The sequence below is a fragment of the Cupriavidus sp. 05N40 genome (assembly GCF_056397305.1).
On the sequence record NZ_JBFTND010000472.1, the window covers coordinates 1 to 465 of the forward strand.

1 protein-coding gene is annotated in these 465 nt (G+C 61.9%); it reads right to left on the reverse strand.

Features of this window, described 5'->3' with window-relative positions; translation table 11 throughout:
* Positions 1-273: 273 nt before the first annotated feature.
* Positions 274-465, reverse strand: a 192-nt coding sequence (locus AC1DO7_RS41505) for a hypothetical protein (protein ID WP_477117608.1), incomplete at its 5' end; no start/stop codon positions are given.

The window sequence follows — 465 nt, forward strand, 5'->3', positions numbered from 1 at the left end:
TTGAGCGTGTTCACGTTGACGCTCTGCAGCTGGAGGATGTTCTGGTTGACGTTGACATTGACGTTGGCCGCCGGGCCCAGTCCCTGCATCCAGGTATTGGCGCCGCCGCGCACCGCGGCCAGGGACTTGCTGTCGAGTTCTTGGGTCAGGGCGAGGTCGCGCACGATGAGGGACATGTTGGTTCTCCTTGGCTTCACGGGATAACTTGGGATGCTCTTGATTGGCTGGTTGCCGGCGGAGGTGGCGGGGCCGCCTCCGCGTCTGCCGGGCGGTTCAACGATAGATGTTGTTCTGGGCGTTCTGCGTCGAGTTGACATGCGACTTGATGTCGTCCACGAAGGCGGCGTTGTTGCCGTTCATGTTGACCACGCTCTGGGTCTGGCCGATCAGTTGCGAGGCATTGAAGGTCGAGTCGACCTTGACGGTGCTGAACACCGGCACGAAGGGCACGAAGCCGGTGCCGCC